This window comes from Variovorax sp. 679 (assembly GCF_003952185.1).
GTDB lineage: Bacteria > Pseudomonadota > Gammaproteobacteria > Burkholderiales > Burkholderiaceae_C > Variovorax.
This window is the reverse complement of sequence record NZ_RXFS01000002.1, coordinates 54,568-78,859: the sequence shown is the minus strand read 5'-3', so window position 1 is coordinate 78,859 and position 24,292 is coordinate 54,568. Positions and strand designations below refer to the sequence as shown.

General features: G+C 67.7%; 20 protein-coding genes. 6 read left to right on the top strand and 14 right to left on the bottom strand.

The genetic code is table 11. The features are described 5' to 3' along the window. Positions 1-4: 4 nt before the first annotated feature. On the bottom strand, positions 5-1,630 hold the full coding sequence (locus tag EJO71_RS04340; protein ID WP_125947972.1) for an alpha-amylase family glycosyl hydrolase: 1,626 nt from the start codon (positions 1,628-1,630) through the stop codon (positions 5-7). Positions 1,631-1,776: 146 nt separating this feature from the next. On the opposite strand from EJO71_RS04340, the gene EJO71_RS04335 reads away from it, so the two are divergent. Then, positions 1,777-3,045, top strand: a complete 1,269-nt coding sequence (locus tag EJO71_RS04335; RefSeq protein WP_125947973.1) for a glutamate carboxypeptidase — start codon at positions 1,777-1,779, stop codon at positions 3,043-3,045. Between the two features lie 39 nt (positions 3,046-3,084). Here the strand turns inward: EJO71_RS04335 and EJO71_RS04330 are convergent, their stop codons facing one another. From EJO71_RS04330 to EJO71_RS04295, 8 genes are all read right to left on the bottom strand, one after another. Continuing rightward, the gene (locus EJO71_RS04330) at positions 3,085-5,103 is read right to left on the bottom strand and encodes a DUF3300 domain-containing protein (RefSeq protein WP_125947974.1); all 2,019 of its coding nucleotides are present in this window, start codon (positions 5,101-5,103) and stop codon (positions 3,085-3,087) included. A 182-nt stretch (positions 5,104-5,285) separates the two neighbouring features. Then, positions 5,286-5,927: a DUF3299 domain-containing protein gene (locus EJO71_RS04325; RefSeq protein WP_125947975.1), complete on the bottom strand. Its 642-nt coding sequence runs from the start codon at positions 5,925-5,927 to the stop codon at positions 5,286-5,288. A 3-nt stretch (positions 5,928-5,930) separates the two neighbouring features. Beyond that, the gene (locus tag EJO71_RS04320; protein WP_125947976.1) at positions 5,931-7,193 is read right to left on the bottom strand and encodes an ABC transporter permease; all 1,263 of its coding nucleotides are present in this window, start codon (positions 7,191-7,193) and stop codon (positions 5,931-5,933) included. Continuing rightward, positions 7,190-7,936: an ABC transporter ATP-binding protein gene (locus EJO71_RS04315; RefSeq protein ID WP_125947977.1), complete on the bottom strand. Its 747-nt coding sequence runs from the start codon at positions 7,934-7,936 to the stop codon at positions 7,190-7,192. The genes EJO71_RS04320 and EJO71_RS04315 overlap by 4 nt, the downstream gene beginning before the upstream one ends. Positions 7,937-7,940: 4 nt before the next feature. Beyond that, a complete protein-coding gene (locus tag EJO71_RS04310; RefSeq protein WP_125947978.1) occupies positions 7,941-8,522 on the bottom strand; it encodes a DUF2796 domain-containing protein in 582 nt (193 codons plus the stop codon). Further along, positions 8,519-9,427, bottom strand: a complete 909-nt coding sequence (locus EJO71_RS04305; RefSeq protein WP_125947979.1) for a sulfurtransferase — start codon at positions 9,425-9,427, stop codon at positions 8,519-8,521. Before EJO71_RS04305 ends, EJO71_RS04310 begins: the two co-directional genes overlap by 4 nt. Before the next feature lie 49 nt (positions 9,428-9,476). After that, entirely contained in the window at positions 9,477-10,409 is a 933-nt protein-coding gene (locus EJO71_RS04300; RefSeq protein ID WP_240651299.1) for a DMT family transporter, read from the bottom strand. 64 nt (positions 10,410-10,473) lie between these two features. Beyond that, positions 10,474-11,616 (bottom strand): aromatic ring-hydroxylating dioxygenase subunit alpha, encoded by a 1,143-nt coding sequence (locus tag EJO71_RS04295; RefSeq protein ID WP_125947980.1) that lies wholly within the window; start codon positions 11,614-11,616, stop codon positions 10,474-10,476. A gap of 266 nt (positions 11,617-11,882) precedes the next feature. On the opposite strand from EJO71_RS04295, the gene xseB reads away from it, so the two are divergent. The 4 genes from xseB to dctP all read left to right on the top strand — a co-directional run bounded on the left by xseB (position 11,883) and on the right by dctP (position 16,156). After that, entirely contained in the window at positions 11,883-12,149 is a 267-nt protein-coding gene (gene xseB / locus EJO71_RS04290) for an exodeoxyribonuclease VII small subunit (protein ID WP_007829283.1), read from the top strand. After that, positions 12,146-13,066: a polyprenyl synthetase family protein gene (locus tag EJO71_RS04285; RefSeq protein WP_125947981.1), complete on the top strand. Its 921-nt coding sequence runs from the start codon at positions 12,146-12,148 to the stop codon at positions 13,064-13,066. The genes xseB and EJO71_RS04285 overlap by 4 nt, the downstream gene beginning before the upstream one ends. Before the next feature lie 22 nt (positions 13,067-13,088). Further along, the gene (gene dxs, locus EJO71_RS04280) at positions 13,089-14,960 is read left to right on the top strand and encodes a 1-deoxy-D-xylulose-5-phosphate synthase (protein WP_125947982.1); all 1,872 of its coding nucleotides are present in this window, start codon (positions 13,089-13,091) and stop codon (positions 14,958-14,960) included. Positions 14,961-15,073: 113 nt separating this feature from the next. Beyond that, a complete protein-coding gene (dctP, locus tag EJO71_RS04275) occupies positions 15,074-16,156 on the top strand; it encodes a TRAP transporter substrate-binding protein DctP (RefSeq protein WP_125947983.1) in 1,083 nt (360 codons plus the stop codon). A gap of 81 nt (positions 16,157-16,237) precedes the next feature. Here dctP and EJO71_RS04270 read toward each other — a convergent pair whose 3' ends face one another. Both EJO71_RS04270 and EJO71_RS04265 read right to left on the bottom strand, forming a co-directional pair. Then, a complete protein-coding gene (locus EJO71_RS04270; protein ID WP_125947984.1) occupies positions 16,238-18,097 on the bottom strand; it encodes a TRAP transporter large permease subunit in 1,860 nt (619 codons plus the stop codon). A 21-nt stretch (positions 18,098-18,118) separates the two neighbouring features. Beyond that, the gene (locus EJO71_RS04265) at positions 18,119-18,748 is read right to left on the bottom strand and encodes a TRAP transporter small permease subunit (protein ID WP_125947985.1); all 630 of its coding nucleotides are present in this window, start codon (positions 18,746-18,748) and stop codon (positions 18,119-18,121) included. Positions 18,749-18,914: 166 nt separating this feature from the next. On the opposite strand from EJO71_RS04265, the gene EJO71_RS04260 reads away from it, so the two are divergent. Continuing rightward, positions 18,915-20,201 (top strand): SUMF1/EgtB/PvdO family nonheme iron enzyme, encoded by a 1,287-nt coding sequence (locus EJO71_RS04260; RefSeq protein WP_125947986.1) that lies wholly within the window; start codon positions 18,915-18,917, stop codon positions 20,199-20,201. A gap of 3 nt (positions 20,202-20,204) precedes the next feature. Here EJO71_RS04260 and EJO71_RS04255 read toward each other — a convergent pair whose 3' ends face one another. The 3 genes from EJO71_RS04255 to EJO71_RS04245 are packed head-to-tail and all read right to left on the bottom strand — an operon-like array spanning position 20,205 to position 24,239. Next, positions 20,205-21,335 carry a 2-aminoethylphosphonate--pyruvate transaminase gene (locus tag EJO71_RS04255; RefSeq protein ID WP_125947987.1) on the bottom strand — a complete coding sequence of 377 codons (1,131 nt, stop codon included), beginning with the start codon at positions 21,333-21,335 and terminating at the stop codon, positions 20,205-20,207. A gap of 46 nt (positions 21,336-21,381) precedes the next feature. Continuing rightward, a complete protein-coding gene (locus EJO71_RS04250; RefSeq protein ID WP_125947988.1) occupies positions 21,382-23,106 on the bottom strand; it encodes a putative 2-aminoethylphosphonate ABC transporter permease subunit in 1,725 nt (574 codons plus the stop codon). Further along, a complete protein-coding gene (locus EJO71_RS04245; protein WP_125947989.1) occupies positions 23,103-24,239 on the bottom strand; it encodes a putative 2-aminoethylphosphonate ABC transporter ATP-binding protein in 1,137 nt (378 codons plus the stop codon). The genes EJO71_RS04250 and EJO71_RS04245 overlap by 4 nt, the downstream gene beginning before the upstream one ends. Between the last annotated feature and the right edge of the window lie 53 nt (positions 24,240-24,292).

Genomic DNA, 24,292 nt, shown 5'->3' with positions numbered 1-24,292 from the left:
TTGCTCATCGTGCCTTCGGCGCCTTGTCGTCCGCCGAGCCGATGACAACGCCTTCGCACGGCGCCAGCACCAGGGGCCCTTCGATCGATTCGGTGCGCGCAGGATCGGTCGATGCCAGCACGACCGGCTGGCCCGGTACCAGTGCCGGCGGCACCTGCGCCGGGGTGGGGCCGAAGTTCAACAGCACCACCAGCCGCTGTCCTTCGTCGTTGCGGGCATAGGCGAGCACTTCGCCCCCGGCTTCGAGCGCCTCGTAGCTGCCCCTGTTCAACGCAGGCTGCGCGCGGCGCAAGGCGATGAGGCGCTTGTAGAGCGCCAGCATGGAGCCCGGATCGCGCGACTGTGCTTCCACGTTCTGCGTGCGCCAGTCGGCCGCCAGGCGCAGCCATGGCGTGCCGGTCGTGAAACCCGCATGTTCCGCGGTGCTCCACTGCATGGGCGTGCGCTCCGGGTCGCGGCCCAGGCCCATGCCGGGCTTGTTCTTCTCGAACGGGTCCTGCACTTCGTCGGCGGGAATGGCAACGTCCGTCATGCCGATCTCGTCGCCGTAGTAGAGCGTCGGCGTGCCGCGCAGCGTGAGCAGCAGCATGGCCGCGAGCCGTGCCATCCGTGGCCCGACGCGGCTCGCGATGCGGGATTTGTCGTGGTTGCCCAGCACCCAGTTCGGCTGGGCGCCGGGGGGCAGGGCGGCTTCGTAGTCGCGCGCGAAGCGGTCGATGGGTGCCGCCTGCCACTCGGTCGAGATCAGCTGGAAGTTGAAGGGCAGCTGCAAACCTTCCGCATCGAGGCCGTAGTAGGCGACCAACCGCTCGAGCGGCAGATAGAGCTCGCCGATCAGCACGCGCGACGAGCGTGCGTCGCTGAACTCGTCGACCACGCGGCGCATCTCGGCCACGATCGGCTGCACCTCCGGCAGGTCGGTGTTGTAGAGCATCGTCAAGCGCAGAAACGGATCTTGCCCCTCGACGAAATCCGGGTTCGGCGGGTTGTCGCGGAACTGCGCGTCCTTGACGATCTGGGAGAGCACGTCGACGCGGAACCCGTCGACGCCACGCCGCAGCCAGAAACGCAGCACCTCGTGCATCGCGGCGCGCACTTCGGGGTTGCGCCAGTTGAGGTCGGGCTGCTCCTTCAGGAACGAATGCGCGTAGTACTGGCCGGTGGCCGGATCGAAGGTCCAGGCCGGGCCGCCGAAATTGCCGAGCCAGTTGTTGGGCGGCCCGCCGCCCGGCGCCGGGTCGCGCCAGATGTACCAGTCGCGTCGCGGATCGCCGCGTGCGCTGCGACTGCCCACGAACCACGGATGGCGGTCCGACGTGTGGTTGGGCACGAAGTCCAGGATGAGCCTGAGCCCTCTCGCGTGGACTTCCCGCACCAGCGCATCGAAGCTGTCCAGCGTGCCGAAGCGTGGATCGATGTCGCAGTAATCGGCGATGTCGTAGCCGAAGTCGGCCATCGGCGAGGGATAGATCGGCGAGATCCAGACGGCGTCGACGCCGAGCGAGACCAGATGGTCCAGCCGGGCGCGGATTCCGTCGAGATCGCCGATGCCGTCGCCGTTGCTGTCCTGGAACGAACGGGGGTAGACCTGATAGACGATTCCGCATTTCCACCAGTCGTCGGCTGACATCCTGATCCCCTCATGGTTGGCTTCGGGCGGGTCCATTGTCTACAGAAAGCGAGCGTGTCCGGAGTCGAGGCCTGTCTCCGATTTGCTCGCGATGCGGGGCCACCTGGCTATGCTGTGCCCCGTCATCCACTCCAGAGAAAAACACCATGACCTTGCGTTTGCCCTCCCTGCCGCTTCGTTCCATGGCCCTGGCCTGCGGCCTCGCGCTCGGCTTCGCCGCCGGTGCACAGGCAGCGCCCGACGCGAAGCTGCTTGCAGCCGCCGAGAAGGCCCAGCCCGCGGTGATCGACAACCTCAAGGAAATGGTGCTGATCGAATCGGGCAGCCTCAACGTCGACGGCCTGCTCAAGATGGCCGACGTGGTGGAAGGGCGACTGAAGGCCGCCGGCTTCAAGACCGAGCGCCGCAAGGCCACGGCAGGCGCGGGCGCCGACATCGTGGTCGGCACCCTCAAGGGCACCGGCAAGCGCAAGATCCTGCTGCAGGGCCACATGGACACCGTGTACGCGGCGGGCATCCTGGGCAGCCAGCCCTACAAGGTCGACGGCAACCGTATCTACGGCCCCGGCATCGCCGACGACAAGGGCGGCCTGGCGGTCATGCTGGCCTCGCTGAAGATCCTGGCCGACGCCGGCTGGCGCGACTACGACACGCTCACCGTGCTGATGAACCCCGACGAGGAAGTGGGCTCGGTCGGCTCGGGCGAAATGATCGCCACCATGGCCGACCAGCACGACACGGTGCTGTCGTTCGAGCCGACGGTGGCGAAGTCGGTGGTCAAGGGCGAGTCGCTGCTGCTCGGCGCGGCCGGCATCGCCACCGCCACGCTCGACGTGAAGGGCCGGGCATCGCATGCCGGCGCCGCGCCGGAGCTGGGCCGCAACGCGCTGTACGAGCTGTCGTACCAGATGCTGCAGACCAAGGACATCGCCAAGGACATTCCGGGCGTGACGCTCAACTGGACCGTGGCGCGCGCCACCGGCCCGCTCAACCAGATCACCGAGAAGGCGCAGGCGCTGGGCGACATCCGCATCACGCAGGCCGGTGCCGAGAAGAAACTCAACGAGGCGCTGCAGGCGAAGATTGCCGCCGGCAAGCTGATTCCCGACACCGAGACCACGGTGAAGGTGGAAGTGGGCCGCCCGGCCTTCATCGCGGGCGAGAAGGGCCGCGCGCTGGCCGGGAAGGCACAGGCCATCTACAAGGAAATCGATCGTGACCTCGTGCTGACGCCGATGACCGGCGGCGGCACGGATGCCGGCTACGCGGGCCGTTCGGGCAAGGCCACCGTGGTGGAAAGCTTCGGCCTCGCTGGCTTCGGCTACCACGCGCGCGACGAGTACATCGAGGTCGATTCGATCGTGCCGCGCATCTACCTCGTCACGCGGCTGCTGACCGAGATCGGCAAGAACTGACGACCGACGCCACCCGGTTGCACGGGCGCGTGGCCGTCGCTACTGCGGCTGCCCGGGTTCGCCGGGCCGGCGCGGCGGGTGCCGCGCCGCAGCCGCTGCTGCAGCGGCCATGCGTTGCTGTTGTTGCTGCTGGGCCTGCTGCTGCTGTTGTTGCGCCTGCTGTTGCTGGCGCTGTGCCTGTTGTTGCTGGCGCTGTGCCTGTTGTTGCTGGCGCTGTGCCTGTTGTTGTGCGCGGGCCTGCTCCTGCTGCATCTGCTGCTGTTGCTGCATGCGCGCGGCCTGCTGCTGGGCTTGTTGCTGTGCCTGCTGTTGACGGTGCATCTGCTCCTGCTGTGCCAGTTGCTGTTGCTGCTGCCGGGCCTGCTGTTGCTGCATCGCCTGCTGGCGCTGGATCTGCTCCTGCTGCTGTCGCTGGGCTTGCTGTTGCGCACGCGCCTGTTGATCCGCCTGCTGCTGGCGGCGCATCTGGTCCTGCTGTTGTTGCTGGCGGCGTGATTGTTCGAGTTGGGCTTGCTGCTGGCGTTGCTGCTCCTGCGCCGCCTGCTGTTGCTGGCGCTGCTGCGCGAGTTGCGCCTGCTGGGGCTGCTGAGGTTGAACCAGGCCTCGCGCCTGGCGTGCCTGCTGATCGCGCGCCTGTTGCTGGGCTTGCTGCTGGGCCTGTTGATCGCGGCGCATCTGCTCCTGCCGAGCCGTCTGCTGTTGCTGCTGGCGAGCCTGGTTCTGGGCAGCCTGCTGCTGCATTGCCTGCTGGCGTTGGATCTGCTCCTGTTGCCGCTGCTGGGCTTGCTGCTGTGCACGCCCCTGTTGCTGCTGCTGTGCGAGAGCGGCCTGCTGCTGGAGGCGTTGCTGTTGTTGCTGCTGTGCCTGTTGTTGAGCCTGCTGCTGGGCCTGTTGTTGGGCGAAGAGGGCTCGCTGCTGCTGTTGCTGCAACTGCTGCGCGGCGCCCGGGCCCGCGGCGAAGTTGGGTGGCGCACCCGGCGGCAGCACGCCGCGCGGACCGGCATTGTTGTTGTAGACGTTGACGTTGCGCACGTTGTTGACCACCGTGGTCGAGCGCGAGATGTAGGTGCTGTTGTTGTAGACCACCGCAGGCCGCGCGAAGGCCGGCGCCACCGGCGCGGGCCCGCGGTCGCGCCAGCGCGGCGCGCCCCAGTTCATGTTCCATGAATGCCAGCCCCAGTCGTGGCGCTCCAGCGCGGCACCCACGATGACGCCCGCGCCGAATGCGAGAGCACCCGCAGCCAGCACCTGGCCGCCGCTGTAGCCCGGCGACACCACCGTGACCGGCGGCGCATAGGCATAGCCGGGATACACCGGCTGCGGCGCGCCGTAGATGACCTGCGGATCGTAGGCAGGCACGTACACCACGTCGGGCTGCACGGGCTCGATGGTGATGAACTCCTGCGGCGGCTCGATCACCGCGGGGCCCGCGTACACCGGCTGCAGGTCGGGCGCGGGTGCGTAGTTCGGCGGCGGCGCGGCGGTGGCCACGCGCATCTTGTCGTTGTTCCTGAGCCGGCCCGCCTTCGCCGCGCGCTGGCGCATGACCTGGATCGCGTTCATCACGTCGGCCGGGTCGTTGTAGTAGGCCTGCCCGAGTGCCTGGGTCCACGGAATGTTGCCGGCCATCTGGTCGATGACGGGGCGGAACGCGGTGAGCGACTTCACGCTCGGGTCCCAGGGCTGCTGGTTGGCCGCGTCGGCCAGCGGGCCGGCCTTGAGGTTGCGGTTCTGCGCGAGCCATTCGTGCGCAGCCGTGATCTGGTCGGGGTAGGTGGCGCCGGCCAGGACCTGGGCCACCAGCTTGTCGGGGTACAGCGCGATGGGCGCGACCATCTGGTAGAGCTGCTCGGCGGCGGGCGGCGTGTAGGCCGCCTGGACCGGAGCCGCGGCGGGAGGCTGCGACTGAGGGACGGAGGGCGCGGGTATGGTGGTCGCCGGGTCCTGCGCCAATGCGGCGGGCGTGGTCGGGGACTTGTCGCAGCCGGCGAGGACGATGGCGCCGATGCACAGCGAGATCGTCAGCAGCCGCGGGGCGGTGGGGAGATTTTTTGTCATCTGGAGTTCCATGAAGACGCCGGCATCGTGCCCGGACTCCTTCAACGGAACGTGGCAGCAGGCGATGACAAAGCCTGCGCCACGGATGCAACGGTCTGTGTCGGTTTCGTGCCGTCAAGGCTGTCGGCGCAGAACCACACGACCCGGAGGCCGGCGCCTCCCGTTGCGCTGCCTTGCCGCTGCTACTTGGAGCCGCCCGTGTACTTGGTGACGGTGGCGGCGCTCACGTGGTAGCCGCTCACGCCCATCATCGAGTCGTTGCGCAGGGTCTGCAGCTTGCCGGTGACCCAGACGGTGTCCATGGCGCGGAACTTGGCGCCCTTCTGCGGCACCACGTGCAGGATCTGGTTGGCGGGCGGCGGCGGCGTGTGGATGCACGCGCCGAAGTAGGGCACCAGCAGGAACTCGGTGACCTCGCCCTTGGCTTCTTCCAGCGGCACGATGAAGCCCGGAATCTTGATTTCGGTGCCGTTCATCGCGGGATTGGTCGGCGCGTTGTTCGACACCTCCTGCATCTTCATGAGCAGCTCGTTGGCGCGCGGGTCGCCGTCGTCGAGCGCGCTCAGGTCCATGCCCTTGAACTCCTTGGCCGGGTCCCAGTCCTTGGGCACCAGCTCTTCCCAGGTGATCTGGCGCGGCTGGCCCGGCGTGGCCTTGGCGGCGGCGGGCGCGGCGGCCTTGCCACCGAGCGGGTTGGTGGCGGTGGTGTCCTTGGGCGCGGGCTCGGCGGCCCAGGCGGCGGCGGCGAGGCCGGCGCCTGCGATCAGCATCGAAAGCCGAGTGAAAGCTTTGCTCGTGGACAACGTCTTTTGTGCGAAGGGCATGGTTCAAATCCTCGGTGAGAGGCCGTCGGCAAGGGAGAGGCGGTAGGCACGGATGCCGGGCAGGAGGCTTGCCAGCCATCCGGCGACCAGCAGGCTTGCCATCAGCAGCCATTCGTTCAGTGTAGGTTCCGAGAGGCTCAGTGTCAGCCCGAACTGCGCCTGCAGCCATGGAGAGAGCAGGGCGATGCCGAGCACCGCCATCACCAGGCCGAAGGCCACGCCCAGCACTGTGACCATCGCGCCTTCGAGCGCCAGCAGTGCCAATACGTGGCGCAGGCCAGCGCCCACCGCGCGCAGCACGGCAAGCTCGCGGCGGCGTTCGTTGAGGCCCGCCATCACCACCGACACCAGCCCCGCGAGGCTCACCAGCGCAACCAGCGCCGACATCAGCAGCAGCGCGTTCTCGCCGATGCCGATCACGCTCCACAGCTCGTCGAGCGCCACGCCGGGCAGGATGGCCATCAGCGGCTCGCCGGTGTAGGTCGAGATCCAGCGCTGCACGCCGAACACGGCGGCGCGGTTCTTCAGGCCCACCAGCACGGCCGTCACGTTCTTCGGCGTGAGGTCGAACTTGCGCACCTGCTCGGGCGAGATGTGCACGCCAGGCATCGGCGCGCCGCCCACCCATTCGAGGTGGATGGCTTCCATGGCCGCGAGGCCGATATGCACCGTGCGGTCGACCGGCGTGCCGGTGCGCGCGAGCACGCCGACCACGGTGAAGGGCTTGTCCGCATGCTCGGCCACGTTGAGCTCGCCGCTGCCGTGCGCGAGCGTGATCTTCTGGCCTACGTGATAGCCCAGCTTGTCGGCCACCTCGGCGCCGACCACCGCGTCGAACAGCTCGCTGAAGGGCTTGCCTTCGCGCAGCTTCAGCGTCTGCTTGTCGCCGTAGCGGAAGCGCGTGAAGTAGTCGGTGGAAGTTGCCAGCACCGCGAAGCCGCGATGCGAATCGCCGAGCGACAGCGGCACGACCCAGTCGACGCCCGGATGCGCGGCAAGCGCCTGCACGCTCTTCCACGAGATGTTGTTGGTGGCCGCGCCGATGCGGAACACAGAGTACAGCAGCAGCTGCGTGGAGCCCGTGCGCGCGCCGACGATCAGGTCGGTGCCCGAGACGGACGAGGCGAAGTTCTCGCGCAGCTCGGTGCGGATGCGTTCCACGCCCAGCAGAAGAAAGGTCGACAGCGCGATCGAGAACACCGTCAGCGCCAGCGTGAAGCGGCGGTTCCAGGCGCTGCGCCATGCAATGGAAAAGAGTGCTTTCATGCGTCCACCGCCATGGCGCTGGTGGCGGCGCGGTTGATCTCGGGCAGCAGCACGTGCCGCGCAAAGCGCTGCGCGATGCGCTGGTCGTGGCTCACGAACACGAGTGCGCTGTGGTGCTCGGCGCAGGCCGTCAGCAGCACGTCGAGGAAGGCTTCGCGCCGGTCCTCGTCGAGGGCGGAGGTGGGCTCGTCGGCGATCACGACTTCGGGCTGGCCGATGAGTGCGCGGGCGGCGGCCACGCGCTGCTGCTGGCCCACGGAGAGTTGCAACGCCTGGCGCTTCCACAGGTTGCGGTCGAGGCCCATCTGGTCGAGCAGGTGTTCGGCCTCGCCGCGCGCGCTGCCGTTGCGCGAGGCGTTGGCTTCGCGCCGCCGCGAGAAGCGGCAGGGCAGCAGCACGTTGTCGATCACGCTCAGGTACGGCAGCAGGTTGAACTGCTGGAAGATGTAGCCCACGTGCGCCACGCGGCTGCGATCGCGCGCGGCACCGGAGAGCTTGGACCAGTCGTGCCCCAGCAGCGTGACGCGGCCTTCGTCGGCCACCAGCACGCCGGCCAGCAGCGACAGCAGCGTGCTCTTGCCGCAGCCGCTCGGACCGTGGAGGAACACCGATTCGCCGGCGGTGATGCGAAAGGCCTCGATATCGATGCACGGCGTCTTCACGCCGGGCCATGCGAAGCGCAGCGCTTCGGCGGCGAGCACGACGCGCAGGGCCGAGGTCTCGGCCTGTGGATGGTCGCTCACAGTGCTACTTGCCCCAGCTCAGGCGGGCGGGCTGGCTTGCCTGCGCGCCGCCGGGGCGCTTAAGCTGGCGCTTGAACTGGCCCTGCGCGGTGGCGATCTGCGAGTCGATCTGGCGCAGGCCTTTGAAGGCGCCGAACAGGTTCACGTCGATGAACTTCGCGGCAGCCGCGTTGGTGCAGTTGAAGGAGAAGGTGGCGTCGAGGTCGGCGTGGCCGACGGGCTCGTTCGGGTCGGGGTTGCCCAGGCCCAGCGCGCCGGAGCGCAGGTCGACGGGGCCCAGCTTGCAGTTGGCGGCCGGGTCGACGATGAATAGCTTGTCCGCCGCGCGCAGCTGGGCAACGGCTTCTTCCACGATCTTCTTCTCGGCATCGGTCTTGGGTGCGCGTTCGAAGCCGACGATGTTGTCGAGCGGGGATTCCATGTCGATCACCACCGTGGGGCCGTCGACGGCCACGTCGAGCTTGAGCTGGCCGTGCACGTGCGCGTGCTGCTGCTGGGCCTGGGCGGTGAGGAAAGGGGCCGCCGCCAGCATTGCGGCGGCTGCGATTGCGAGACCGGTGGTACGTCGGAGTCGGATGTGCTTCATGGTTCAGCGCCTTGCCGGGTCGGCAGCCCCGGCGTGTTGCTCCATTCGCTCCAGCTGCCGGCATAGAGCGCGGTCGTCCCGAATCCCGCGATCTGCATGGCGAGCAGATTCGGCACGGCGCTCACGCCGCTGCCGCACTGGTGGACGACTGTCGCCGCGTCGCGTCCCGCGAGCAGCGCTTCGAACTCGGCACGCAATTGCGATGCCTGCTTGAACTTGCCGTCGGGGCCGATGTTCTCGGCGAAAGGCCGGTTGAGGGCCCCGGGGATGTGACCGGCGATCGGGTCCAGAGGTTCCACCTCGCCGCGGTAACGTGCACCGGCGCGTGCGTCGATCAGGTTCTGGTCAGGCTGGCCGAGCCGGCGCACCACCGTGTCGGTGGTGACGAGTTTCGCGATGGGCTCGCCCACGACGAAGTTCGACTGGAAGCGCGCAGGTTCCTCGCGGCTCGTGACTTCGCCGCCCGCCGCCTGCCAGGCCTGCAGGCCGCCGTCGAGCACGGCCACCGCGTCGTGGCCCATCCACTTGAGCATCCACCACAGGCGGCCGCAGTAGTTGGCGCCGTTGCGGTCGTACACCACGGCCTGCATGTCGTTGGCGAAGCCGATGCTGGAGAGCCACGTCGCGAACTTCTCGCGGCTGGGCAGAGGGTGGCGTCCGCCCGAGGCGGGCAGGCCGTCTTCCTGCGCCACGACCACTTCGCCGTGCGCGCCGGGGGCGCCGTGCTTCGCGCTGAGGTCGGTGTCGAGGTTGGCGTAGAGCGCGCCCGGAATGTGTGCCGCCGCGTACTGCTGCGCACCGGCTTCGGGCTTCATCAGGTCGAAGCTGCAGTCGAGCACCATGAACGGCCTGTTGCCGGCCTGCAGTTGCTGCAGTTGTTCGACGGAGATGAGGGTGGTGTACATGGCGCGTGCTCCTTCGAAATCTGGAAATCGGCAAATGCCGTCGGGCGCTTCAGTGTTCCTCGGCCGGCGCCTTGGGCACCGCCCGTTGTCGCAACACGGTTGCAGCAATGCCGCTGGCGATGATAAGGGCCATGCCGGCCCAGCCGGCGGCGTCGATGCGGTCGTCGAACAGCACCACGCTGTAGAACGCCGCGAACACGATGCCCGAATACTGCAGGTTGGCCACCACCAGTGTGCCGGCCTGGGTCTTGGCCGTTGCGTAGGCGCGGGTCATGCAGAGTTGTCCGAGGGCAGCCAGCAATCCGATCGGCAGCAGCCACAGCGCATGCTGCCACGTCCACGAGCTGCCGCCCGAAAACCCGGTGACGGCCGTGGCGATGGCACCGGCCACGGCCGAGCCGACCGCGAAGTAGAAGACCGTGCGCAGCTCGGGCTCTCCGATGCGCGACAGCGCCACCACCTGCATGTAGGCGAAGGCGGCCGTCAGGCCCGACAGCAGGCCCAGCAGCCCCGCGAAGCCTTCGTTGCCGTTGACGCTGGGCTTCAGCATGAGCACCACGCCCACGAAGCCGGCGAGCACCGTCATCGCCAGCGCGCCCTGCAGCGGCGGGCGCTCCACGCGGCCGTCGCGCCCCGGCACCGGCACCCACGCAAGCAGCGCGCCGCCGACCAGGAAGGCCGCGACCCACACGCTGCTCATGTAGTTGAGCGTGACGGCCGTGGCCAGCGGCATGTGGGCGATGGCATAGAACCACGCGCCGAGCGACACCACGCCGATGGTGCTGCGCCAGGCGTGCATGCCGGGATAGCGGGTGGCCAGCGACACGCCGCGGTTGCGCGCCAGCAGCCAGAGAAAGACGATGCCGATCAGCCCGCGGCCGAGCACCATCTCGCCGCTGTTGAACCACGCCGAAGCGACTTTCACGACCACGCTCATCGTGGCGAACAAGAAGGCCCCCAGCACCATCCACAGCGCTTGCATCGTTTTGAATCCGGATCAGAAAAAAGAAAGCCCCGGCGAATGCGGGGCGGGAAGAGGCTCAGGTTCAGGCTGGTTGCTGCATGGCAACTCTGTACCACTCGTGGAACTGCTGCATGCCGTCTTCCATCGGGCTCTGGTAGGGGCCGGTCTCGTTGTCGCCGCGCAGCATCAGCGCGCGGCGGCCGGCATCCATGCGCTCGGCGATCTCGTCGTCTTCCACGCAGGTTTCCATGTAGGCGGCCTGCTGGGCCTCGACGAACTCGCGCTCGAAGGCGACGATTTCCTCGGGGTAGAAGAACTCGACCATGTTGAGCGTCTTCGTCGGGCTCACGGGGTGCAGGGTCGATACCGTGAGCACGTGCGGATACCACTCGACCATCACGTGCGGATAGTAGGTCAGCCAGATGGCGCCGTACTTCGGCGGCTTGCCCTCGCGGTACTTGAGCAACTGCTCCTGCCACTTCTGGTAGACCGGGCTGCCCGCGCGACCCAGGCGGTTGGCCACGCCCACCGTCTGCACCGAATAGCGAGGCTTGAATTCCCAGCGCAGGTCGTCGCAGGTGACGAAGCTGCCCAGCCCGGGGTGGAATGGGCCTACGTGGTAGTCCTCGAGGTAGACCTCGATGAAGGTCTTCCAGTTGTAGTTGCACTCGTGCAGCTCGACGCGGTCGAGCGCGTAGCCGCTGAAATCGAGGTCGGCCTGTGGGCCGAGGCCCGCCATGTCGGCCGCCACGTCGGGGCCTGAGCCGTCGGCGTTCTTCTCGAACAGAAGGCCGTTCCATTCGGTCAGCGGGTAGTTGTGCAGGTTCAGGCAGGGGTCCTGCTCGAAATGCGGGGCGCCGATCAGCGTGCCGGTGGTGCGCGGGTCGCTCGCCGCGTAGGTCCAGCGGTGCAGCGGGCAGACGATGTTGCCGCCCGACTGGCTCTCGAGCTGGCCCCGGCCCTGCAGGATCAGGGCCTGGCGGTGGCGGCAGACGTTGGAAATCAGTTCCGCGCCCTTGGGCGTGTGGACGAGCGCACGGCCCTGGTGCTCCTGGGGCAGGGTGTGGAAGTCGCCCATTTCGGGCACGGCCAGGCGATGGCCGACATAGCGGGGCCCTCGCGCAAAAAGGTTCTGCATCTCGCGGGCGTAGAGCGCCTCGTCGAAATACGCGGAAACTGGAAGTTGGCTCGCGGCCTGCTGCAGTTGAAGACTTAAATCAGACATGGAGGACCTGACCAAGCTCCCCACAGGGAGAAAAGGAAGAAAAGAACGGAAGGCGCCGCCAGGAGGGGTAGGCGGCTCGAAGCAGTGTTGAACGTCGTCAACGAGAGAAGTTCGCATTGTACCCGGGGCCGTTTTTTCGTCCCCCGGGGCTTCCCGGGCCGTTTCGCAATGTGCGATCCGCCTCCGGGCAGGGAAGGGGGCGACCCGCCCGCCATTTGTTCCGGTCCCGGTCCTAAAATGCCCCGTTTCACCCACGTTTCGCTTGCATGCCCAAGGTGCCCCCTCCTTCCTCGTCCAGCCCGGCGGCAACGCCCGACACGGGTCCGCTGCCTGCCAGTTACGAAGCCGGACTCCAGGAGCTGGAGCAACTGGTCGCGGAACTCGAATCGGGCCAGCTGCCGCTGGACCAGTTGCTCGTGAGCTACCAGCGCGGAGCGGCGCTGCTCGCCTTCTGCCGCGACAAGCTGCAGGCGGTCGAAGACCAGATCAAGGTGCTCGATTCGGGCAGCCTCAAGGTCTGGACGCCTGAATGAGCGCCGCCACGCTGAATTCCAGCCACTGGGACGCCCGCACGCTCGCCGGCTGGAGCGAGCCCCATCTGGCGAACGTCGAATCGGCACTGTCGCGCTGGGTCGGCATCGACGCCCCGGTGCTGCTGGGCGACGCCATGCGCTATGCCGTGCTCGACGGCGGCAAGCGCCTGCGGCCCCTGCTGGTGCTGGCCGCCAGCGAGGCCGTCGGCGGCAACAAGGCCGCCGCACTGCGCGCGGCCTGCGCCACCGAGCTGATCCACGCCTATTCGCTGGTGCACGACGACCTGCCGTGCATGGACAACGACGTGCTGCGCCGCGGCAAGCCCACGGTGCACGTGAAGTTCGGCGAGGCCGACGCCCTGCTGGCCGGCGACGCCCTGCAGGCCCTGGCCTTCGAGCTGCTCACGCCCGAGGGTGACGAGATTTCCGCCGCCACCCAGGCCCAGCTGTGCCGCCTGCTCGCACGCGCAGCAGGCAGCCAGGGCATGGCCGGCGGCCAGGCCATCGACCTGGCCAGCGTCGGCATCGCACTGAATGAAGCGCAGCTGCGCGAGATGCACCGCCTGAAGACCGGCGCGCTGCTGCAGGGCAGCGTCGAGATGGGCGCCACCTGCGGCACGGTGAGTGCCGTGGCGCTGGCCGCGCTGCGCGACTACGGCGCGGCCATCGGCCTCGCTTTCCAGGTGGTCGACGACATCCTCGACGTCACGGCCGACTCGCAGACCCTGGGCAAGACCGCCGGCAAGGACGCCGCGGCCGACAAGCCCACCTACGTGTCGCTGCTCGGCCTCGACGGCGCCCGCGCCCAGGCCCGCCAGCTGCTGGCCGATGCGCTCGCCGCGCTGGAGCGCAGCGGCCTGGCCGACACCGAGGCTCTTCGCGCGCTGGCCCACATGGTGGTCGACCGCGATCGCTGAGAGAAAAGAACAAACCTCCCCCATGGCTGCTCCGCTGCTTCCCACACTTCACGACCCCTCTCCGATCCGCAAATACGACCGGGCCCAGCTGCGCCAGCTGTCCGACGAGGTGCGCGCCTGCGTGCTCGACAACGTCTCGCGCACCGGCGGCCACCTGAGTTCCAACCTCGGCACCGTCGAGCTCACGGTCGCGCTGCACCACGTGTTCAACACGCCGCACGACCGGCTGGTGTGGGACGTGGGCCACCAGACCTATCCGCACAAGATCCTCACGGGCCGGCGCGAGCGCATGCCCACGCTGCGGCAGATCGGCGGCATCTCGGGCTTTCCGCAGCGCACCGAGAGCGAATACGACACCTTCGGCACCGCCCATTCGTCGACCAGCATCTCGGCCGCCCTCGGCATGGCCATGGCCGCCAAGCAGAAGGGCGAGGACCGCCACACCGTGGCCATCATCGGCGACGGCGCGCTGACGGCCGGCATGGCCTTCGAGGCGCTGAACAACGCGGGCGTGTGCGACTGCAAGCTGCTCGTGATCCTGAACGACAACGACATGTCGATCAGCCCGCCGGTGGGCGCGCTCAACCGCTACCTCGCGCAGCTGATGAGCGGCAACTTCTACGCCGCCGCCAAGAACGTCGGCAAGAGCGTGCTGCGCAATGCGCCGCCGCTGTTCGAGCTGGCCAAGCGGCTGGAGCAGCATGCCAAGGGCATGGTCGTGCCGGCCACGCTCTTCGAGCAGTTCGGCTTCAACTACGTGGGCCCGATCGACGGCCACGACCTCGATTCGCTGGTGCCCACGCTCGAGAACCTCAAGCACCTCGAGGGCCCGCAGTTCCTGCACGTGGTCACGAAGAAGGGGCAGGGCTACAAGCTGGCCGAGGCCGACCCGGTGGCCTATCACGGCCCCGGCAAGTTCGATCCGCAGGTGGGGCTGGTCAAGTCCGCTTCCGCCGCCAAGCAGACCTTCACGCAGGTGTTCGGCCAGTGGCTGTGCGACACGGCCGCTGCCGATGGCCGCCTCGTGGGCATCACGCCCGCGATGCGCGAGGGATCGGGGCTCGTCGAATTCGAGAAGCGCTTCCCCGGTCGCTACTACGACGTCGGCATCGCCGAGCAGCACGCCGTGACTTTCGCGGCCGGCCTGGCCTGCGAAGGGCTGAAGCCGGTGGTCGCGATCTACTCGACCTTCCTGCAGCGCGCCTACGACCAGCTGATCCACGACGTCGCGATCCAGAACCTGCCGGTGGTGTTCGCGCTCGACCGCGCGGGTCTCGTGGGTGCTGACGGCGCGACGCACGCGGGCGCGTACGACATCCCGTTCCTGCGCTGCATCCCGAACATGAGCATCGCCTGTCCGGCCGACGAGCGCGAATGCCGTCAGCTGCTGACCAGCGCCTACGAGCAGAGCCACCCGGTGGCCGTGCGCTATCCGCGCGGTTCGGGTGCCGGCGTCGCGCCGCACCTCACGCTCGATGCGCTGCCGTTCGGCAAGGGCGAGATCCGCCGTGAAGGCCAGCGCATCGCGATCCTCGCCTTCGGCACGCTGCTGTACCCCGCGCTCACGGCTGCCGAATCGCTCGACGCCACGGTGGTCAACATGCGCTGGGCCAAGCCGCTCGACGTCGAGTTGCTGCTGAAGGTTGCGGGCACGCACGATGCCATCGTCACGCTGGAAGAGGGCGCGGTCATGGGCGGCGCGGGCAGCGCGGTGATCGAGGCGTTGCAGACCGCCGGCGTGCAGAAGCCGGTGCTGCAACTGGGCCTGCCAGACCGCTTCATCGAGCACGGCGATCCGGGCAAACTGCTCGCGTCGATCGGGCTGGATGCGATCGGCATCGAGGCGTCGATCCGCGAGCGCTTCGTTCGCGGCAGCAACAACAGCGCAGGGTAAACCCGCCCCGGAGGCTGTAAGCGCGTTTTTACAATCTCCCGGACTCACACAAAAGTCCCCAACGCGGTCACAAGCCGCGTTTCGTTTTTTCAAAGAACTCGGAGAGCTATCTAATGGATCGTCGTTCCCTCATCAAAAACGCCGGCATCGCGGGCGTTTTGGCAGCAGGCATTGCGCCTGCCGTGCATGCGCAGACCGCCGTGCGCTGGCGCCTGGCGTCGAGCTTCCCCCGTTCGCTGGATACGATTTTCGGCAGCGCCGAAATGCTGTCCAAGACCGTCAAGGCCCTGTCGAGCGGCAAGTTCGAAATTTCGGTTCACCCTGCCGGTGAACTGATGCCCGCCTTCGGCGTGGTCGATGCGCTGCAGGGCGACACGCTGGAAATGGCGCAGACCGCTGCCTACTACTTCACCGGCAAGGATCCGATCTTCGCGTTCAGCTGCGCAGTACCCTTCGGCCTGACCGCACGCCAGACCGACTCGTGGAAGGAGTACGGCAACGGCCGCAAGCTGCTCGACGCCTTTTTCGCGCAGTACAACTTCCGCACCGCCAGCGCGGGCAGCACCGGCACGCAGATGGGCGGCTGGTACCGCAAGGAAATCAAGACCGTCGAAGACCTCAAGGGCCTGAAGATGCGCATGGGCGGCGGCGTGTTCGGCGAGGCAATGGCCAAGCTGGGTGTGGTGTCGCAGAACATGCCCGCGGGCGATGTGTACCAGGCGCTCGAAAAGGGCACGCTGGACGCCGCCGAATTCGTCGGCCCCTACGACGATGAGAAGCTCGGCTTCAACAAGGTCGCTCCCTACTACTACTACCCCGGCTGGTGGGAAGGCTCCGCGGACCTCGAGTTCTTCATCAACAACAAGGCCTTCGCCAAGCTGTCGGACGAGAACAAGGCCATCCTCGACGCGGCCACCAAGGTTGCAGCGCGCGACATGATCGCCAAGTACGACGCCTTCAACCCGCTGGCGCTCAAGCGCCTCGTGGCCGCCAAGACCCAGCTCAAGCCGTTCCCGAAGGCTGTGATGGACGCTGGCTTCAAGGCATCGATGGAAGTGTTTGCCGAGCACGAAGCCAAGTCGCCCGAGTTCAAGAAGATCCACCAGGACATGCGCGCCTTCCAGCGTGACCAGATCCTGTGGAACCGCTTCTCGGAGTACCCGTTCAACCAGTACATGAACTCGGTCAAGATCTGATCCTGCCGCGGTTCACATGAAAAAGGCCGGCCCGTGCGAACGGGCCGGCCTTTTTCGTCGGGGCAGCGCTTGCCCCGGGATTCAGGGCTTTTGCTGCTGCTTGAGCGCGTCCTGCATCGCCTTCATGGGGTCGTCGCCCGCGCCGCTTTCCGCCGGAGCTGGCTCGGGGGCGGGCGCCGGCGCGGCGCCTTCCGCACCCGGTGCCGCAGGTGCTGCGGGCCCGGCGCCCGGCGCGGCCGGAGCTGGCTCCTCGGTGCCGCCGTAAGGGTCGGCGGGCGTGGCGTCGTTTTCCGGCTTCAGGCTGTCGCGCATCTGCGCACCGATGTCGTCGAGGTTGACCTTCACTTCCTTGTCGAGGCTGCCCGTCACGATCTGCGGGAACGCGATCAGCACGCCCACCATCGTGAGCTGGATCAGCACGAACGGAATCGCGCCCCTGTAGATCTGCATCGTCGTCACGGGCTCCATGACCTTCTGGGTCACGCGGTCCACGTACTGCTTCTCGGGCGCGACGGAGCGCAGGAAGAACAGCGCGAAGCCGAACGGCGGGTGCATGAACGAGGTCTGCATGTTCACGGCCAGCAGCACGCCGAACCAGATCAGGTCGATGCCCAGCTTGTGGGCCACCGGCGCCAGCAGCGGCACCACGATGAACGACAGCTCGAAGTAGTCAAGGAAGAACGCCAGGAAGAACACCAGCACGTTCACGGCAATGAGGAAGCCCACCGGGCCGCCGGGCAGGGCCGACAGCAGGTGCTCGACCCAGATCGGGCCGTCGGCCGCCTGGAACACCAGGCTGAACACCGTGGCACCGATCAGGATGAACATCACGAAGCTCGACAGCTTGGTGGTCGAGGCCAGAGCCTGCCTGAGCAGCGAGAAGCTCATGCGCCGGCGCACCCAGGCCATGACCAGCGCGCCCATCGCGCCCATCGCGCCGCCTTCGGTGGGCGTGGCCACGCCCAGGAAGATGGTGCCCAGTACCAGGAAGATGAGCAGCAGCGGCGGAATGAGCACGAAGGTCACGCGCTCGGCCAGCCGCGACAGCAGGTTGAGCTTCAGGCCCTTGTTGATCAGCGCGATCACCAGTGCCACGAACACACCGCCGCACATCGCGACCACGACCTTCTCGTCGGTGGCCACGAAGGTGACGGGCTCGCCCTGGAACCATGTGTGCACGGCTGCCATGTTGCGGGCCAGCACCACCGCCACGACCGCCGACAGCGCGGTGAGCGCCACCAGCGACACGTAGCCACCGCTGCCATTGGGCTCGCGGAAGGTGCGGGCCTCCGGCGGCAGCGCGGGCACCTGCGCGGGCTTGAAGATCGCAAGGAAGACCACGTAGAGCACGTACAGGCCCATCAGCATGAAGCCGGGCAGGAAGGCGCCCTTGTACATGTCGCCGACGCTCTTGCCGAGCTGGTCGGCCATGATGATCAGCACCAGCGACGGCGGGATGATCTGGGCCAGCGTGCCCGAGGCGGCAATGACGCCGCTGGACAGCCGCCGGTCATAGCCGTAGCGCAGCATGATCGGCAGCGAGATCAGGCCCATCGAGATGACCGAGGCCGCCACCACGCCGGTGGTGGCCGCCAGCAGTGCGCCGACGAAGATCACCGCCAGGGCAAGGCCGCCGCGCATCGGACCGAAGACCTGGCCGACCGTGTCGAGCAGGTCTTCGGCCATGCCGCTGCGTTCCAGGATGAGCCCCATGAGCGTGAAGAAGGGCACCGCCAGCAATGTGTCGTTGGCCATGATGCCGATCAGGCGCTGGGGCAGCCAGGCCATCACCGACGGCTGGAACACGCCGAGTTCGATGCCGACGAAACCGAAGAACAGGCCGCAGGCCCCGAGGCTGAAGGCAACCGGGAAACCCAGCAGCAAAAAGCAGATCAGCCCCGCGAACATGATCGGGGCGAAGTTGGCAACAATGAATTCCATGGTGTTTTTCTGCGCGCCCGGTCAGTGTTGCGGCCTTGGCGCCGCGCCCGTGGCTGCCTTGGCGGCGTCCACTTCGGCCTGCAGGCGCAGGGCTTCGATCAGTTCGGCCTCGGCGGTCTTGTCGGTCAGGCGGCCCATGGGGTCGGGCCCCTGGCCGCGCAGGAAGGCGATGCGCTTGATGAGCTCCGACCAGCCCTGCAGCAGCAGCAGCGTGAAGCCCGCCGGCAGCGCCGCCCACACAGGCCAGCGGACCAGCCCGCCGGAGTTGCCGGACATCTCGCCGGACTGATACATCTGCACGACCACGGGCACCGACAGATAGAGCACCGTCACGCACAACGGCGTCAGGAAGAACGCGAATCCGATGATGTCGATCCAGACCTGCTTGCGCTTCGACAGCCGGCTGTTGAGCACGTCGATGCGCACGTGCTCCCGGTGCAGCAGCGTGAAGCCCGCGGCAATGAGGAACGACCAGGCGAACAGGTACCACTGCACTTCGAGGAAGGCATTCGAACTGGTGTTGAGCACCTTGCGCACGATGGCGTTGAGGGCACTGATCACCGTGGCGGCCAGGATCAGCCAGATCGCATATTTGCCCACCTGGGCATTGAGCCAGTCGATGGCCCGGGACAGCTTCAGCAAGCCTTGCATTGAATCTCCATTTTTGTATTGGATTGCCTCCAGAACGACCGCACCCGACGCACCGGCGTTGTGCGCCGGCGGGTCGGGTGCGTGAGGCGGAGCGGATTTTATCGGTGTAGTCGAAAGTGTCGTCTGGGGCGTACCCGAGGGGGCCGGGCATGGCCATAATGGTTTCATGGCCCAGACACCGCGCCTTCCTCCGGCTCCGGCCGCGGCAACGCCCCAGTCGATCGATTCGCCCGACATGCGCCAGGCGGGCCGCGACATGCTCTCGGTGGCGCTGATCGATGCGCGCAATCACACCCTGCATCTGCTGTCGCTCTTCGAGCAGGCACTCGGCCAGGACATGCAGGTAGCGCCGACGCCCGATGTCGTGCCACCGGTGTGGCTGGCTGGCCACATCGGCTGGTTCGCCGAATGGTGGATCGGGCGCAACACGCAGCGCGCGTTCGGCAACGACTGTCCGTCACGCCCGACCCGGCTGGCGTCCATCGAGCCCGGCGCGGACGACTGGTGGAGCCCCCTGCAGATGGCGCAGGCGCAGCGCGGTATCTCCGACCTGCCCGACCTCGCCCAGACCAAGGCCTACCTGCTGGACACGCTGGAGAGCACGCTCGAACTGCTCGACAACGCCGCCGAGACCGATGCCGGCCTGTACTTCTACCGACTTGCGCTGTTCCACGAAGACCTGCGCGGCGAGCAGTTCGTGGTGATGGCGCAGACGCTGGGGCTGCCCCTGGGCGTCGAGCAGGCGCCCATCGCCGTCACGCGCGAGCCGCTGCTGCTGCCGGCCACGCGCTGGGAGCTGGGCATGCCCGACAGCGGCTTCGCCTTCGCGCAGGAGCGCGCGGCGCACCGGGTGGACGTGCCGGAGTTCGAGATCGACGCGCAGCCCGTCACCTGGAACCAGTACATCGAGTTCGTCGAGGACGGCGGCTACGACCGCGAGGAGCTCTGGCACGGCGAAGGCTGGCGCTGGCTCTCGGCGCAGATCGAGGGGCGGCGCGGGCCGCGGCACGTCGAGCAGATCGGCGCGGCGCGCAATGGCACGGGCGGCTCGGTGCTGCAGCAGCGCTTCGGCGCCACCGTGCGCGCGGCTGGCCACCACAGTGCCGTGCACCTGAGCTGGTGGGAGGCCGACGCATGGGCGCGCTGGGCCGGGCGGCGCGTGGCGACCGAGGTCGAATGGGAGATTGCGGCGCACACGGCGGCGAGGCGCGGTTTCCGCTGGGCCGACGTGCACGAATGGACGGCGGGCACCCTGCAGCCCTGGCCCGGATACCGGCCCGACCCGTGGAGCGCGGGCACCGAATTCGATCCGGCTGCCGCCTTCGGTCGGGCGCGCGTGCTGCGCGGGGCTTCGTTCGCGACACGCGCCCGCCTGCGGTCGCCGCGCCGCCGGGGCTTTGCATTGCCCGAGCGCGACGACGGCTTCTTCGGCTTCAGGACCTGCGCGCTCTAGCCATCAGGCGGCGACAGGCGCTGCGACCTGCCGGACGCCCATGGCCTTTAGCGTGTCGGCAATGGCGGCTACCGCGCCGGGAATGCCGGCTTCGCCGAAGTGCCCGATGCAGCCGACGCGGAAGGTTTCCACCTGCGTGAGCTTGCCGGGGTAGAGGATGTAGCCGCGCTTCCTGACCTCCTGGTAGAAGGTCTTGAAGTCGTAGTTCGCGTCGTCGGGCGCGTGGAAGGTGACGATGATCGGCGCCTGGATGGCCGGGTCGAGGAAGCTGCGGAAACCCAGCGCCGCCATTCCGTCGACCAGCGCCTTGCAGTTGCGCGCATAGCGGCCGCCGCGCGCCTGCAGGCCGCCTTCCTCGATGTACTGCGCGATGGCGGCGTCGAGCGCGGCCACCACGTGCGTGGGCGGAGTGAAGCGCCACTGCGTGGTCTTCTCCATGTACACCCACTGGTCGTACAGGTCCATGCTCAGGGAGTGGCAGTTGCCCTCGCACTTCTCGAGCGTGCTGCGCCTGACGACGACGAACCCCATGCCCGGCACGCCTTCGAGGCATTTGCCCGAGGCGGCGACGACGGCGTCGAAGGGGGTCTTGCGAGCGTCGATCTCCAGCGCGCCGAAGGAGCTCATGGCGTCGATGATGAGGCCGCGACCGTGCTTGGCGACAACCATCGCGATCTCGTGCAGCGGGTTGAGCACGCCGGCGCCGGTCTCGCAGTGCACCACCGCGACATGGGTGATGCCGGGGTCGGCCGCGAGCGCCCGGTCCACGTCGGCCGGCGAAACCTGCTTTTCCTCCGTGTAGTCGATGGTGGTCAGCTTGCGGCCGAGCACCTTGCAGATCTTGGCGAGCCGCTGACAGTAGGCGCCGTTGCTCGGCACCAGCACGTGGCCGTTGCGCGGAACGATGGTGCCGATGGCCGCTTCCACCGAGAAGGTTCCGCTGCCCTGCAAAGGAACGCACTCGTGCGTGCCGGTGCCGTGCACGATCTCCAGCACGCGCTTGCGGATGCGGCCGGTGATCTGGTTGAAGTCGGCATCCCACGATCCCCAGTCGCGCAGCATCGCCTGGCGCGTGCGGTCCGAGGTGGTCAGGGGGCCGGGCGTGAGAAGGATGGGGTAGGGGGCTTGACTCATGATGTCTCCAGGCTGGGATGGGAATGAGGAAGAAGGGACTGGCCGCTCAGCCGCGGCCCAGGTTGCGCCAGGCCTGCGTGCGCGCGAGCAGCACGCGCGTCAGCAGCGAGTAGGCGATGCACACGATGGTCGAGGTGACGACGATCAGGCTGGCCAGCGCCGCGGCCGGGCCGATGTCCCCGGCGTCGTCCAGGTGCATGATCGCGACCGATGCGAGGATGTTCTCGGGCGTGTAGAGAAAGATGGCGCACGACAGGCTGGCCATCGACACCACGAAGAAGTAGCGCCCGATGTCCAGGATGGCCGGCAGGCACACCGGCACCGTCACGCGCAGGAAGGTCTTGAAGAACGGCACCTTGAGCGAGGCCGACACGGCCTCGAACTCGTTGTCGATCTGCTTGAGCGCCGTCACCGCCGTGAGGTGGCTCGAGGTGTAGTAGTGGACGACCATCGAGATGATCAGGATCGCCATCGTCTGGTAGAGAAAGTTCAGCGGGTTGGCGGGATGGTTGAAGAACATCACGTAGCCCAGCCCGAGCACCAGGCCGGGCACCGCCATCGACAGCACCGCCATCAGGTGCATGCCCTTGCGCATGAGGCCCAGGTTGCGCGTCTTCTCGATCAGGTAGGCGCCGACGAAGACGATGAGCGAACCGGCCACGGCGGTGACCATGGCCACCATCAGGCTGTTGCCGTAGGCTGCGGCCATGTCGCTTTCCACCAGCACGAAGTGGTAGTGCTTGAGCGTGAGCGAAAGGTCGTAGGGCCAGAGCGAAATCAGCGAGGTGTAGACCGCCATGCCGATGGTGGCCAGCAGCAGGCCGCACACGAGCGTGCAGAACAGCGCCAGCAGCGGATCGGCCAGCCTGCGGCGCTTGGGGCTGTAGGGCACCGAGCGGGCCGTGAGCTGCGCCTTCAGCTTGCGCCGCACCACGTAGTCGATCACGAAGGAAACGATCGAGGGAATCAGCAGCAGCATGCCCACCACCGCGCCGATGGAGAAGTTGTGCTGCCCCACCACCTGCTTGAACACGTCGACCGACAGCACGTTGAAGTTGCCGCCGATCACCTTCGGCGCGCCGAAGTCGCTCACCACGTAGGTGAAGACCACGGTCGCGGCGCTGATCAGGCCGTACTTGCACGAGGGCAGCGTGATGGTCATGAACTGCCGCAGCGGCCGCGTGCGCAGCGCGGTGGCCGCCTCGTACAGCCGGCCGTCGGCCAGCGACAGCGCGGTGAGCAGGATCATCAGCGCATGCGGGAAGGTGTTGTAGACCTCGGCCAGGATGATCCCCGGCGCGCCGTAGATCGATGCGCCTCCCAGCAGGAACTTGAGCGCACCCTGGTTGCCGAACCACTGCACGAAGGAAATGGCGGACAGCAGCGAGGGCGCCAGCAGCGGAATCAGCGCGATGAGGCGGAACACCGCCTTCAGCGGCGCCGGCATGCAGCTGCGCGTGAGCGCGTAGGCGAAGACGAACGCGGCGGGCACCGAGATCATCACCACCGCCGCCGCGACCCAGACCGAGTTCCACGCCGCGCGCAGCAGGCTGGGCGTCTGGAAGTAGGTGACGAAGTGAGCGAGGCCGACAAAGCGGCCTTCCCTGTCCTGCACCGCGTGGGCGAGGATGGTGAGCAGCGGCGCGATGAGGAAGACGAACAGCATCGCCATCACCACGAACAGGATGGCCCGTGCGATGGTCTCGTCGCGGCTCCAGCGCATGGCCGGTCGCGCTGCGAACGCGGGGCGGGGACGTGCCAGCGTGTTCATGGCTTCGGGGCGCGTGCGGAGAAGGCGCGGATGCGGTTGGCGCGCAGCGCGATGTCGATGGTGTTGCCTTCCCGTATGTCGAGGTCGTGCAACTGGTTGAGCGAGAAGTGCAGGCCGAGCGTCTGTCCGTGCAGTGCATCGGCCGTCACTTCCGCGATGCACAGGCCGCCGAGGAACTCGACCTTGGTGACCAGCGCCCGCAGGCGGTTGGCCGTGTCCTCGCGCAGGTGCTCGACCGCGCGGTCCTCGGGGCGCAGGTAGAGGTTGACGGCTTCGCCGGGCTCGAAGGCGCCGTCGCAGGCGTCGCATTGCAGCTCCATGTCGCCGACCCTGAAGCGGTGGTTGCCCAGCGCCACCGAGCGCAACACGTTGACCTTGCCGACGAAGTCGGCCACGAAGGGCGTGGCCGGCTGTTCATAGATTTCCATCGGCGTGCCGACCTGCTCGATCACGCCGTGGTTCATGACGACGATGCGGTCGGCCATCGACAGCGCCTCTTCCTGGTCGTGCGTGACCATGATGGTCGTGATGCCGACCTGCTTCTGCAGCCTTCGGATTTCGCCGCGCAGGCGGATGCGCTCCAGCGCGTCGAGTGCCGACAGCGGCTCGTCGAGCAGCAGCAGCCCGGGGCGCGTGGCGAGCGCGCGGGCCAGCGCCACCCGCTGCTGCTGGCCGCCCGAGAGCTGGCTCGGGTACTTGTTGCCCGAGGTCGGCAGGCCGACGAGCTTCAGCAGCTCGTCGACGCGCGCCTTGATCTCCGCCCGCCGGGCGCGGCTGTTGACCAGCCCGTAGCCGACGTTCTCGGCGATCGACAGGTTGGGAAAGAGCGCATACGACTGGAACACGATGCCGTAGTCGCGCCGGTCCGGCGGCAGCCACGAGACGTCCTTGCCGTTCTGCAGGATCTGCCCGGCGGTCTGCGTCTCGAGCCCGGCGATGATGCGCAGCAGCGTCGTCTTGCCGCAGCCCGAGGGGCCGAGGAAGCACAGCATCTCGCCCGGGTTCACGCGCAGGTGCACGTCGCGCAGCGCGCTGAAGGATTCGAAGTCCTTGCGAACGCCGATGATCTCCAGCGCTGCGGGAGCGCTCGCGGGCACCGGGCTGGCGATGAACTTGGTGTCGGTCATATCCATTTGTCGTACTCGTCGTTGGCGCACGCCTCAGGATGGGGCGTCGCGGGTTGTGA

Bases quoted from the DNA above. Each gene is read 5' to 3' on its own strand.
- EJO71_RS04340 (WP_125947972.1), bottom strand. From the start codon at position 1,630: ATGTCAGCCGACGACTGGTGGAAATGCGGAATCGTCTATCAGGTCTAC.
- EJO71_RS04335 (WP_125947973.1), top strand. From the start codon at position 1,777: ATGACCTTGCGTTTGCCCTCCCTGCCGCTTCGTTCCATGGCCCTGGCC.
- EJO71_RS04330 (WP_125947974.1), bottom strand. From the start codon at position 5,103: ATGACAAAAAATCTCCCCACCGCCCCGCGGCTGCTGACGATCTCGCTG.
- EJO71_RS04325 (WP_125947975.1), bottom strand. From the start codon at position 5,927: ATGCCCTTCGCACAAAAGACGTTGTCCACGAGCAAAGCTTTCACTCGG.
- EJO71_RS04320 (WP_125947976.1), bottom strand. From the start codon at position 7,193: ATGAAAGCACTCTTTTCCATTGCATGGCGCAGCGCCTGGAACCGCCGC.
- EJO71_RS04310 (WP_125947978.1), bottom strand. From the start codon at position 8,522: ATGAAGCACATCCGACTCCGACGTACCACCGGTCTCGCAATCGCAGCC.
- EJO71_RS04305 (WP_125947979.1), bottom strand. From the start codon at position 9,427: ATGTACACCACCCTCATCTCCGTCGAACAACTGCAGCAACTGCAGGCC.
- EJO71_RS04300 (WP_240651299.1), bottom strand. From the start codon at position 10,409: ATGCAAGCGCTGTGGATGGTGCTGGGGGCCTTCTTGTTCGCCACGATG.
- EJO71_RS04295 (WP_125947980.1), bottom strand. From the start codon at position 11,616: ATGTCTGATTTAAGTCTTCAACTGCAGCAGGCCGCGAGCCAACTTCCA.
- xseB (WP_007829283.1), top strand. From the start codon at position 11,883: ATGCCCAAGGTGCCCCCTCCTTCCTCGTCCAGCCCGGCGGCAACGCCC.
- EJO71_RS04285 (WP_125947981.1), top strand. From the start codon at position 12,146: ATGAGCGCCGCCACGCTGAATTCCAGCCACTGGGACGCCCGCACGCTC.
- dxs (WP_125947982.1), top strand. From the start codon at position 13,089: ATGGCTGCTCCGCTGCTTCCCACACTTCACGACCCCTCTCCGATCCGC.
- dctP (WP_125947983.1), top strand. From the start codon at position 15,074: ATGGATCGTCGTTCCCTCATCAAAAACGCCGGCATCGCGGGCGTTTTG.
- EJO71_RS04270 (WP_125947984.1), bottom strand. From the start codon at position 18,097: ATGGAATTCATTGTTGCCAACTTCGCCCCGATCATGTTCGCGGGGCTG.
- EJO71_RS04265 (WP_125947985.1), bottom strand. From the start codon at position 18,748: ATGCAAGGCTTGCTGAAGCTGTCCCGGGCCATCGACTGGCTCAATGCC.
- EJO71_RS04260 (WP_125947986.1), top strand. From the start codon at position 18,915: ATGGCCCAGACACCGCGCCTTCCTCCGGCTCCGGCCGCGGCAACGCCC.
- EJO71_RS04255 (WP_125947987.1), bottom strand. From the start codon at position 21,335: ATGAGTCAAGCCCCCTACCCCATCCTTCTCACGCCCGGCCCCCTGACC.
- EJO71_RS04250 (WP_125947988.1), bottom strand. From the start codon at position 23,106: ATGAACACGCTGGCACGTCCCCGCCCCGCGTTCGCAGCGCGACCGGCC.
- EJO71_RS04245 (WP_125947989.1), bottom strand. From the start codon at position 24,239: ATGGATATGACCGACACCAAGTTCATCGCCAGCCCGGTGCCCGCGAGC.